10 protein-coding genes are annotated in these 10,504 nt (G+C 70.4%); 6 read left to right on the plus strand and 4 right to left on the minus strand.

Features of this window, described 5'->3' with window-relative positions:
* Positions 1-36 precede the first annotated feature (36 nt).
* Positions 37-1,455 (minus strand): hypothetical protein, encoded by a 1,419-nt coding sequence (locus ABZ693_RS09215; protein WP_359875086.1) that lies wholly within the window; start codon positions 1,453-1,455, stop codon positions 37-39.
* Positions 1,456-1,528: 73 nt separating this feature from the next.
* Positions 1,529-1,744 (minus strand): hypothetical protein, encoded by a 216-nt coding sequence (locus tag ABZ693_RS09220; RefSeq protein ID WP_359875088.1) that lies wholly within the window; start codon positions 1,742-1,744, stop codon positions 1,529-1,531.
* Between the two features lie 132 nt (positions 1,745-1,876).
* Between ABZ693_RS09220 and ABZ693_RS09225 the strand changes: the two genes are divergently transcribed.
* Complete coding sequence (locus ABZ693_RS09225; RefSeq protein ID WP_359875090.1) at positions 1,877-2,851, plus strand: carbohydrate kinase family protein; 975 nt, start codon at positions 1,877-1,879, stop codon at positions 2,849-2,851.
* 81 nt (positions 2,852-2,932) lie between these two features.
* Here the strand turns inward: ABZ693_RS09225 and ABZ693_RS09230 are convergent, their stop codons facing one another.
* The gene (locus tag ABZ693_RS09230) at positions 2,933-4,321 is read right to left on the minus strand and encodes a cysteine desulfurase/sulfurtransferase TusA family protein (RefSeq protein ID WP_359875092.1); all 1,389 of its coding nucleotides are present in this window, start codon (positions 4,319-4,321) and stop codon (positions 2,933-2,935) included.
* Positions 4,322-4,723: 402 nt separating this feature from the next.
* On the opposite strand from ABZ693_RS09230, the gene ctaC reads away from it, so the two are divergent.
* The 4 genes from ctaC (at position 4,724) to ABZ693_RS09250 (ending at position 9,198) form a co-directional block, all read left to right on the plus strand.
* Positions 4,724-5,689, plus strand: coding sequence for an aa3-type cytochrome oxidase subunit II (gene ctaC, locus ABZ693_RS09235; protein ID WP_359875093.1), 966 nt, complete (start codon positions 4,724-4,726; stop codon positions 5,687-5,689).
* Positions 5,686-7,419: an aa3-type cytochrome oxidase subunit I gene (gene ctaD / locus ABZ693_RS09240; RefSeq protein ID WP_359875095.1), complete on the plus strand. Its 1,734-nt coding sequence runs from the start codon at positions 5,686-5,688 to the stop codon at positions 7,417-7,419. Before ctaC ends, ctaD begins: the two co-directional genes overlap by 4 nt.
* Complete coding sequence (locus ABZ693_RS09245) at positions 7,416-7,814, plus strand: cytochrome c oxidase subunit 4 (RefSeq protein WP_359875097.1); 399 nt, start codon at positions 7,416-7,418, stop codon at positions 7,812-7,814. Before ctaD ends, ABZ693_RS09245 begins: the two co-directional genes overlap by 4 nt.
* 124 nt (positions 7,815-7,938) lie before the next feature.
* On the plus strand, positions 7,939-9,198 hold the full coding sequence (locus tag ABZ693_RS09250; RefSeq protein WP_359875100.1) for a L,D-transpeptidase: 1,260 nt from the start codon (positions 7,939-7,941) through the stop codon (positions 9,196-9,198).
* 83 nt (positions 9,199-9,281) lie between these two features.
* Here ABZ693_RS09250 and ABZ693_RS09255 read toward each other — a convergent pair whose 3' ends face one another.
* Positions 9,282-9,683 (minus strand): response regulator transcription factor, encoded by a 402-nt coding sequence (locus ABZ693_RS09255; RefSeq protein WP_359875102.1) that lies wholly within the window; start codon positions 9,681-9,683, stop codon positions 9,282-9,284.
* A gap of 188 nt (positions 9,684-9,871) precedes the next feature.
* Between ABZ693_RS09255 and ctaE the strand changes: the two genes are divergently transcribed.
* Positions 9,872-10,492, plus strand: coding sequence for an aa3-type cytochrome oxidase subunit III (ctaE, locus tag ABZ693_RS09260; protein ID WP_359875104.1), 621 nt, complete (start codon positions 9,872-9,874; stop codon positions 10,490-10,492).
* Positions 10,493-10,504: the final 12 nt, after the last annotated feature.

Consider the following 10,504-nt stretch of genomic DNA (forward strand, 5'->3'; position numbering starts at 1 on the left):
GTGCCGCCCTTTCGTGTACGCGCGGGTGGCCGAGGGTCAGCCGCGCGGCACCGTCTCGCCGCTCGCCCCGTCCACCACCGTCCGGTCGCCCAGCGGCTGGTGCAGGGTGACCGTCCTCGTGGTCTCCACCGCCGACAACACGCACACCCGGCCGGGCTCCTGTGCCTGCTCCGTGAGTGTCACGGTCACCCGCCCGGGCGTCTCCTCGTCCGCCGAGGCCGTGTACGTACCGCACACCCCGCCCCAGAAGGTCACCGAGAGCCGCCGGCCCGTCGAGTCGGTCCGGTACGCGGAGAACTGCCGGCCGGGCGTGGCGTCCGCCGCGGGAGAGGCGGGAGAGGCCGGAGGCGCCGACGACGCGGCCGACGCGGGCGGTACGGAACCGGCCGCCGTGCGCCGGTCGTCCACCGCCGGACGCACCAGCGTGTGCGGGGTCGCCCCGGGGGTGTCCCGCACCTCGAACAGCCAGGCCGGGGACAAGGTCTCCGCGCCGCCGTCGTCACGCGGCGCCAGCCCGAGGATCGCGCCCGTCACCCGGGCCACCCGGGGAGAGGGGGCCGCGGGCGTGGCGGCGAGCCCGCCCGTACCGGAACCCGAGGTGCCCCGGGTGATCCCGTTCAGCTCGTCCAGCGCCCCCTGCGCGCTCAGCACCGGCAGGCTCTCGGCCTTCGCCGGCTCCTTCAGCCGCCCGCTGCCGTTCAGCAGGGTGCCGTCCGGGCCCACCTGGAGCGTGGTCGACCAGCCGTACGTCGGCAGCCCGCCCACCACCGGATCGACCGTGACGGTCCGCACCGGGCCGTTCGCGGTCTGCCGCTCGGCCGGCTTCGGGGCGTCCTGGCCGGCCGCCTTCAGTACCGGTGCCACGGCCGCCCGGGCCGCCGCCTCGCCCACCGCGGCGCCGCCCGCCGGAGGCAGCGCGTCGCCGGCCGGCGGACACGCCTTGCCCTTCAGGCAGTTGTCGCCGCCCGCCACCCCCTCGTACCGGTGGAAGGTCCAGCTGCCCGGCGCCTTCTCCGCGACGCTGAGCCGCGGCCCCGAGCCGTCCCTGTCCGGGCCGACCAGCCACACCCCGCTCGCCAGCCGGGGCGTGCCGTCGAGGCCCAGGGCCCGGGCGAGCCGGGTCGCCTCCGCCGAGGAGACCCGGCCCTCCGGCCGGTGGACGGCGGCCGTCGAAGGCCCCTGGGGGAGGGAGCCCTCGGCCCGGTAGACGGTGCCGCCGGCACCGCCCGGGGCGGGTTCGCCCGGGGCGATACCGGGACCGCCGCTCTCCTGCGGCGCCCCCGGCGCCGCCTTACCGCTGCTGCTCGTATCGCTCGCACCGCTGCTGCCGCCGCCGTCGCCGGAGGCCGTGGCGGCGTAGTACACGCCCCCGCCGCCCACGAGGAGCACCCCCGCCGCCACCGAGGCGACGAGCAGCGCACCGCGCCTGTTCGGCCGCATTTCCGTCCTGCTCACCACGACTCTCCCTTCCCGAGGACGTCCCTGGGACGGACGGGGCGGGCGAACGGTTCCGCTCGCGGCGGCCGGGTCAGACGCCGTACTCCCGCGTGGCCGCGATCAGCCGGGCCGACGCGGCCGGCACCGTCACGCCGTGGATCAGCGCGGGGGAGACCGGGGCGGTCGCGGGCGCCGAGGCGGGCGCCCAGTGCGGGGCCATCCGCGCGCCGTCGCCGCGCAGCTCGGCGAGGCTGAAGTCGGACTCACGGGGCTCGCGGGGCTCACGAGGAGCGGGGTACTGGGTCATGGCCGCACCGTACGCACGTCCACGTGCCGGGGAAAAGACCTACTCTGGGGTAGTTTCCACTGTTCGGCAACGCCCTCCACAGCCGGTAGCGTGAAGTGTCATCACCGTCGTCCCCCACTGGAGCGCCCAGCCGTGCGTATCGCAGTCACCGGCTCCATCGCCACCGACCACCTCATGACCTTCCCGGGCCGGTTCGCCGACCAGCTCGTGGCGGACCAGCTTCACACGGTCTCGCTCTCGTTCCTGGTCGACAACCTCGACGTCCGGCGGGGCGGTGTCGCCGCGAACATCTGCTTCGGCATGGGGCAGCTCGGCGGCGGCCCGGTCCTCGTGGGAGCGGCCGGCTTCGACTTCGACGAGTACCGCGCCTGGCTCGACCGGCACGGCGTGGACACCGGCTCCGTCCGCATCTCCGAGGTCCTGCACACCGCCCGCTTCGTGTGCACCACCGACCAGGACCACAACCAGATCGGCTCCTTCTACACCGGCGCCATGAGCGAGGCCCGGCTGATCGAGCTCAAGGCCGTCGCCGACCGCGTGGGCGGCCTCGACCTGGTCCTCATCGGCGCCGACGACCCCGAGGCGATGCTGCGCCACACGGAGGAGTGCCGGACCCGCGGCATCCCGTTCGCCGCCGACTTCTCGCAGCAGATCGCGCGCATGGACGGCACCGAGATCCGCACCCTGATGGACGGTGCCGCCTACCTCTTCTCCAACGAGTACGAGAAGGGCCTCATCGAGTCGAAGACCGGCTGGAGCGAGCAGGAGATCCTGGAGCGGGTCGGCCGGCGCGTCACCACCCTCGGCTCGCGCGGCGTGCGCATCGACCGGGTCGGCGAGGAGCCGATCGAGGTCGGCTGCCCGCAGGAGGAGGCCAAGGTCGACCCGACCGGCGTCGGCGACGCCTTCCGGGCCGGCTTCCTCACCGGTCTGTCCTGGGGCGTCAGCGAGGAGCGCGCCGCGCAGGTCGGCTGCATGCTCGCCACGCTGGTGATCGAGACCCTGGGCACTCAGGAGTACACCCTGCGCCGCGCCAACTTCATGGAGCGCTTCACCAAGGCGTACGGCGACGAGGCCGCCGCCGAGGTCCAGGCCCACCTCGTCTGAGCCGGGCCCGCTCGCCCTTCCGTACGAACGAGCCCCTCACCCGGATCCGGGTGAGGGGCTCGTTCGTCCGTGTGTCCGGTCTCACGCCACCCGGCGCACCACGTAGGCCGTGCCGCCCTTCGGGGACGGCTCCTCGCCCACGTACTCCTGCCCCCGCATCTCGCACCACGCGGGGATGTCGAGGCGTGCCGCCCCGTCGTCCGACAGCACCGTGACCGTGTCGCCCACCGGCACGTCGCCGATCACCCGGGCCAGCTCGATCACCGGGATCGGGCAGCGCCGTCCCAGCGCGTCGACCACCAGCGACCGGGCGGGCTCCGCCGCCGCGGCCGCCGCCGGGGCGGGCGCGCCCAGCCGGTCGCGTACGGACGCCACGACCCCCGGCAGCACCGCCAGGAAGCGGTCCACGTCCTCCTCCGCAGTGCCGGCCGGCAGCGACACCCGGACGTTGCCCTCGCTCAGCACCCCCATCGCGCGCAGCACATGGCTGGGCGTCAGCGTGGCGCTCGTACAGGACGAACCCGACGAAACGGAGAAACCCTCCCGGTCCAGCTCGGCGAGCAGCGTCTCCCCGTCGACGTACAGACACGAGAACGTGACCAGATGCGGCAGCCGCCGCACCGGATCGCCCACCACCTCCACGTCCGGCACCAGCTCCGGCACCCGCGCCCGGATCCGGTCCACGAGCGCCCGCAGCCGCGCCCCCTCGGCCGCCGCCTCCGCCCGCACCGCGCGCAGCGAGGCCGCCGCCGCCACGATCGCCGGCAGGTTCTCGAACCCGGGTGCCCGGCCCGACTCCCGTTCGTCCGACGGGCCTTGCGGGGCGAACCGGACCCCCTTGCGCACCGCGAGCAGCCCGACCCCCGCCGGACCGCCCCACTTGTGCGCGCTCGCCGCGAGCAGCGACCAGCCCTCCGGCACCGGCCCCCAGCCCAGCGACTGCGCCGCGTCCACGAACAGCGGCACCCCCGCCGCCCGGCAGGCCGCCGCCACCTCGGCCACCGGCTGCTCGGTGCCCACCTCGTGGTTGGCGGACTGCAGGCAGGCCAGCGCGGTACGGGAGTCGAGCGCCGCCCCGAACGCCTCCGGGTCCACCGCGCCGGAGCGCCCCACCGGCACCTCCGTCACCGTCCCGCCCGCGGCCGCGTGTGCCTCTCCCGCGTACAGCACGGAGGAGTGCTCGACCGCCGACACCATGAGCCGGTCCCCGGCCCGCCTGCGGCCCGCCAGCGCCCCCGCGACACCCGTGTGGACGGCGCGTGTCCCCGAAGGAGTGAAAACGAGCTCGTCCGGGCGACAGCCGACCGCCTCCGCGGCGGCCTCGCGCGCGGCGTCGAGCAGCAGCCGGGCCCGCCGCCCCTCGCGGTACAGCCGGGCCGGGTCGGCCCAGCCCTCGTCCAGGGAGGCCAGCAGCGCCTGGCGGGCGACGGGGTGCAGCGGAGCCGCCGATGCGGCGTCGAAGTACGGCATCCGCCCACGCTAACCCCGGTCCCGGCCGGTTCGTCCGGCTGCCCGGACGCGGGTCGTGGACGGGTGCGCGCGCCCTGCCGGACACCGGTCGGGCACCCCGCCGGAACCGATCCCTCCACATCCCCGCCCCGACCGGGCGACACCGTGTCAAAAGCCGCCCCCGATCCGCCGGTAGGGGGCCGTCCGGCCCAGGCCGAACGGGCCGCGACACGCCCGGGGCCACCCCTTCGGGGGCTCGGGCGGCGCGTTGGGCACCCTCCCCGCGCGACCCCAAATAGCGTCCAGTAGGGTTTGGTCCGCATAAACATCCAAACCCCTGCCCGCGGCCGGGGCGGCGACCGACCAGCGAGACGGGCGGCCGTAGCCGACCAGCGCGGGCCGAGACTCTCGGGAAGGCGCTACGTGAGTCCCAACGGCTCCGACCGCTCGTCGCGGCGCCCGATGCGGCGGAAGCTGCCGCAGGTGCTGACTGCGGGCCTGGTCCTGGCGACAGCCACTGGCTGCTCGTACAACTGGGAAGACTTCCCCCGACTTGGTATGCCCACCCCGGTGACCGAAGAGGCCCCCCGGATCCTGTCGCTCTGGCAGGGTTCCTGGGCCGCCGCTCTCGTCGTCGGTGTGCTGGTGTGGGGCCTGATCATCTGGGCCATCATCTTCCACCGGCGCAGCCGCACCAAGGTCGAGGTTCCTCCGCAGACCCGTTACAACATGCCCATCGAGGCGCTGTACACGATCACTCCGCTGATCATCGTGTCGGTGCTCTTCTACTTCACCGCGCGTGACCAGTCGAAGCTTCTCGAGCTCTCTGACAAGCCCGCCCACACGGTCAACGTGGTCGGCTATCAGTGGAGCTGGGGCTTCAACTACGTCGAGAACGTGCCCGGTGTGACCGGCGACGCCAAGAAGGACGCGAACCTCGCGGCGATCCCGGACAAGCTCAAGAACCAGTTCCCGGCGAACGCGGGCGGCGTCTACGACGCCGGTATCCCCGGCACGCGGAACCCGCAGACCGGCAACCCGGGTCCGACCCTGTGGCTGCCCAAGGGCGAGAAGGTCCGCTTCGTCCTGACTTCGCGTGACGTCATCCACTCCTTCTGGACGGTTCCGTTCCTGATGAAGATGGACGTCATCCCGGGTCACACCAACGCCTTCGAGGTCACCCCGAACAAGGAAGGCACCTACCTCGGCAAGTGCGCCGAGCTGTGCGGTGTCGACCACTCCCGGATGCTCTTCAACGTCAAGGTGGTCTCCCCGGAGCGCTACCAGGCGCACCTGAAGGAGCTTGCGGAGAAGGGGCAGACCGGCTACATCCCGTCTGGCATTGAGCAGACGGACCCGGCCAGGAATGCGGAGAAGAACGTACTGTGAGCATCCTCAACGAACCCCAGGGTGCGGCCGCGGCTGAGGACTCGTACGAGAACGAGATCCCGGTTCGCCGCAAGCAGCCCGGCAACATCGTGGTGAAGTGGCTGACCACCACCGACCACAAGACGATCGGGTCGATGTACCTGATCACGTCGTTCGTCTTCTTCTGTATCGGCGGAGTCATGGCGCTCTTCATGCGCGCCGAGCTGGCCCGTCCGGGTACGCAGATCATGTCGAACGAGCAGTTCAACCAGGCGTTCACGATGCACGGCACGATCATGCTGCTGATGTTCGCGACGCCGCTGTTCGCCGGTTTCGCGAACTGGATCATGCCGCTGCAGATCGGCGCGCCCGACGTGGCGTTCCCGCGGCTGAACATGTTCGCCTACTGGCTCTACCTGTTCGGCTCGATCATCGCCGTGGCCGGCTTCCTCACCCCGCAGGGTGCCGCCGACTTCGGCTGGTTCGCCTACTCCCCGCTGTCGGACGCCGTCCGCTCGCCGGGTATCGGTGCCGACATGTGGATCATGGGTCTGACGATGTCGGGCTTCGGTACCATCCTCGGTGCCGTCAACTTCATCACCACGATCATCTGCATGCGCGCTCCGGGCATGACGATGTTCCGTATGCCGATCTTCACCTGGAACGTGCTGCTGACCGGTGTTCTGGTCCTGCTCGCCTTCCCGGTCCTGGCGGCTGCGCTCTTCGCCCTCGAGGCGGACCGCAAGTTCGGTGCCCACGTCTTCGACGCGGCCAACGGCGGAGCGTTGCTCTGGCAGCACCTCTTCTGGTTCTTCGGACACCCAGAGGTGTACATCATCGCCCTGCCGTTCTTCGGCATCGTCTCCGAGATCATCCCGGTCTTCAGCCGTAAGCCGATGTTCGGTTACATCGGTCTGGTCGCCGCGACGATCGCCATCGCCGGTCTCTCCGTGACCGTGTGGGCCCACCACATGTACGCGACCGGTGGCGTGCTCCTGCCGTTCTTCTCCTTCATGACGTTCCTCATCGCGGTTCCGACCGGTGTGAAGTTCTTCAACTGGATCGGCACGATGTGGAAGGGCTCGCTGTCCTTCGAGACTCCGATGCTCTGGGTCATCGGCTTCCTGGTCACCTTCACCTTCGGTGGTCTGACCGGTGTCATCCTGGCGGCCCCGCCGCTGGACTTCCACGTCACCGACTCGTACTTCGTGGTCGCGCACTTCCACTACGTGATCTTCGGTACGGTCGTCTTCGCGATGTTCGCCGGCTTCCACTTCTGGTGGCCGAAGTTCACCGGCAAGATGCTGGACGAGCGCCTGGGCAAGATCACCTTCTGGACGCTGTTCATCGGCTTCCACGGCACGTTCCTGGTGCAGCACTGGCTGGGTGCCGAGGGCATGCCGCGTCGTTACGCGGACTACCTCGACGCCGACGGCTTCACCGCGCTGAACACGGTCTCGACCATCGCGTCGTTCCTGCTCGGTCTGTCGGTACTGCCGTTCTTCTACAACGTGTGGAAGACCGCCAAGTACGGCAAGAAGATCGAGGTCGACGACCCGTGGGGTTACGGCCGCTCCCTCGAGTGGGCGACCTCCTGCCCGCCGCCGCGGCACAACTTCCTCACCCTGCCCCGTATCCGCTCCGAATCCCCGGCGTTCGACCTGCACCACCCGGAGATCGCGGCTGTCGACCAGCTCGAGAACCATCTCGAGGTGGCGGCCCTCACCGGTGGCAAGGAGGCCGGCAAGTGAAGATCCAGGGCAAGATGTTCATCTGGCTGAGCGTCTTCATCCTCGCCGTGGGCATCGTCTACGGTGTCTGGGCGAAGGAAGCGGTCGGCACCACGACGCTCTTCCTGGCGTTCGGCCTGTGCATCATGGTCGGCTACTACCTGGCCTTCACGGCCCGGCGGGTCGACGACCTGGCGCAGGACGACAAGGAGGCCGACGTCGCGGACGAGGCCGGCGAGCTGGGCTTCTTCGCCCCGCACAGCTGGCAGCCGCTCTCGCTGGCGCTCGGTGGCGCCCTCGCCTTCCTGGCGATCGCCATCGGCTGGTGGCTGATGTACTTCTCGGCGCCGTTCATCCTCGTCGGCATCTTCGGCTGGGTCTTCGAGTTCTACCGCGGTGAGAACCAGAACCAGTAGCGGATTCCCGCAGCAGTACCCGTGACACCCGAGGGGCCCCCTCGCTTCGTACGACGAAGTGAGGGGGCCCCTCGTTTGCTTCACCCGGCGCGCCCCGGGCGGGGATTGTTCTTACCGTGGGCACATGAACGACACGCCGCGCACCCGGACTGCCCGGAGCTGCACCCTGCTGGTCATCGCCGTCACCGTGGCCGCCACCGCGTGTGCGGGTCCCGCGGAACGCCCGCTGCGGGCGAGGCCCTACGACGCGGCCGCCCAGATCGCGTTCAACGCGCCCGCCGCCGGGAAGAAGGCCGACCCGGACAAGCCACTGGAGGTCAGCGCCAAGGGCGACGAGGGGCGGATCACCGACGTCAGCGCCATCGACGAGACCGGGCACCACCTGGCCGGCGATCTCACCGCGGACGGCCGCAAGTGGCGTTCCACGGGCTCCCTGTCGGCCGGCGCCCGGTACACCGTCAAGGTGTCCACCGAGGACGAGGAAGGCGCCCCAGGCGCCCGTACGCTCACGTACGAGACGGCGACGGCCAAACGGGCCCTCACCGCCACGTTCGGGCCGGAGGAGGGCAAGTACGGCGTCGGCCAGCCGATCATCGCCGAGCTGAGCCTCCCGGTGAAGGACAAGGCGGCCCGCTCGATCGTCGAACGGGCCCTCAAGGTCCGCTCCGTACCGGCCGCCGACGGCGGTTCCTGGTACTGGGTCGACGACCAGCAGCTGCACTACCGCCCCAAGGAGTACTGGCCGAACGACGCGACCATCACCGTCACCGGCAACCTCGACGGCGTGAAGATCGGCGACAAGCTGTACGGCGGCGCCTCGCAGCCGCTGAAGATCACCACCGGCGACCGGGTCGAGGCGATCACCGACGCGAGCGACCACACCATGACGGTGAAGCGCAACGGGGAAGTGATCAACACCATTCCGGTGACCACCGGGAAACCGGGCTACTCCACCCGAAACGGGATCAAAGTGGTCCTCGGCAAGGAGTACTTCGTCCGGATGCGCGGCACCAGCATCGGCATCTCCGAGGGCACCTCCGACTCGTACGACCTGCCGGTCTACTACGCCACCCGGGTGACCTGGAGCGGCGAGTACGTCCACGCGGCCCCCTGGTCCGTCGGCTCCCAGGGCGCGGCGAACGTCAGCCACGGCTGTGTGGGCATGTCCACGGGCAACGCGGCCTGGTTCTACGAGAACATCACGGAGGGCGACCTCGTCACCGTCATCAACAGCTACGGCGACACCATGGACGCCTTCGGCAACGGCTACGGGGACTGGAACATGGAGTGGGACGAGTGGCGCAAGGGCAGCGCCCTCGTGAAGGACGGCACGGACCCGAACGCGACGATCGACGCGAAGGCCCGCCTGCGTCCTTCTCTGTGATTTTTCGCGACCCGGATTGCCCCTTGCACCACGCCGGAAGGTGTGATGCGAGGGGCAATCCACACGTACGGGTGCCCCAGGGGTTACGCGTTGACGGGCAGGCGCTTGCGCAGCAGGGCCGCCAGGGACTCCGCGAACTCCACCGGCTCCACCGGGTGGGTGACCGCGGCGTCCGCGCGGCTCCAGGTGGCCAGCCAGGCGTCCTGCGGCCGGCCGATCAGGAGCAGCACCGGCGGGCACCGGAAGACCTCGTCCTTGATCTGCCGGCAGACCCCCATGCCGCCCGCGGGCACCGCCTCGCCGTCCAGGACGCACACGTCGATGCCGCCCGCGTCCAGGGCCGCCAGGACGGCGGGCAGCGTCGCGCACTCGACGAACTCGACCGGGGGAACATCGGCGGCGGGCCTGCGCCCGGCCGCGAGGCGCACCCGGGCGCGGGTGTTCGCGTCGTCGCTGTAGACCAGAACCGTGGCGCTCGACTGCATCGTTCCTCCGTGAAGGTGGTCGGTCGTTGCGCGGGATGCTACTCCGGACCACACCGCGTCAACACCCGTTCAACACCCGTTCGAAGGGTGCCGGGAGGCGGCTCCGATGGGCCGTTCGGGCTGGACACACGCCCCGGACACTCCGAACGGCACCCCCCGGAGTGAGGGCGGGATAAGGGACCGACATAATGTCGGTCGTGGCGACAGTAACGACAGTAGAAACCGGGCACGCGCACCCGTCGGTCAATCGACCGAACCTCACCAGCGTCGGAACCATCATCTGGTTGAGTTCCGAGCTGATGTTCTTCGCGGCCCTCTTCGCGATGTACTTCACCCTGCGATCCGTGATGGGTCCCGACTTCTGGGCGGAAAAGGCCGATGCGCTGAACCTCCCGTTCTCCGGGACGAACACCGCGATCCTGGTGCTCTCCTCTCTCACCTGTCAGCTCGGCGTCTTCGCCGCCGAGCGCGGTGACGTGAAGAAGCTCCGGGCGTGGTTCACTCTTACGTTCGTGATGGGCGCGATCTTCATTGGCGGTCAGGTCTTCGAGTACACCGAGCTGGTGAAGGAGGAAGGGCTCTCGCTCTCCTCCGACCCGTACGGCACGGTGTTCTACCTGACCACCGGCTTCCACGGCCTGCACGTGACGGGCGGTCTCATCGCCTTCCTGCTGGTCCTCGGCCGGACGTACGCCGCCAAGAGGTTCACTCACGAGCAGGCAACCGCCGCCATCGTCGTGTCCTACTACTGGCACTTCGTCGATGTCGTCTGGATCGGCCTCTTCGCCACGATCTACTTGATCAAGTAATCGGGGTCCGCC

The organism is Streptomyces laurentii, assembly GCF_040635425.1.
Classification (GTDB): Bacteria; Actinomycetota; Actinomycetes; order Streptomycetales; family Streptomycetaceae; genus Streptomyces; species Streptomyces laurentii.